The organism is Mesorhizobium sp. M7A.F.Ca.CA.004.04.2.1, assembly GCF_004022825.1.
Classification (GTDB): Bacteria; Pseudomonadota; Alphaproteobacteria; order Rhizobiales; family Rhizobiaceae; genus Mesorhizobium.
This window is the reverse complement of the sequence record NZ_RZPH01001802.1, coordinates 1-432: the sequence shown is the minus strand read 5'-3', so window position 1 is coordinate 432 and position 432 is coordinate 1. Positions and strand designations below refer to the sequence as shown.

At 67.4% G+C, this 432-nt stretch carries 1 protein-coding gene; it reads right to left on the bottom strand.

Annotated elements, in window-relative coordinates; genetic code table 11:
• The coding region (locus tag EN893_RS37655; protein ID WP_164901577.1) for an AMP-binding protein at positions 1-432 on the bottom strand (432 nt) is incomplete at both ends.

The window sequence follows — 432 nt, the reverse complement described above, 5'->3', positions numbered from 1 at the left end:
TCGTCATGCCCTGATAGACGCGGTCGCCCGGCCGGTAGCCGTAGGAGGCGGCGGCGACGCGGATGAAATTGACGAAACTCTGGTGCTTGATGACCACGCCCTTGGGCTTGCCCGTGGTGCCCGAGGTGTAGAGGATGTAGCAGGTGTCGTCCGATGAAGCGGCCTTCGCATGCGGCTTCAGCGGCGCGTCGGACTGTCCGGAGATTTCAGCGGCGGCGCTGTCGATAAGGAGATGCGGGACGGGCAGCTGACCGGCGCGCGACGCGTAGGCGGCGATGGTGACGATCAGGCTGACGCCGGCGTCTTCGATGATGAGCGCCATCCGCTCCTCGGGGAAGGCGGTCGCCAGCGGCACGAAGGCAGCGCCCGCCTTCATCACGGCGAGCAGCGCGACATAGGTCTCCGCCGAGCGGTCGAGGATGAGCCCGACGC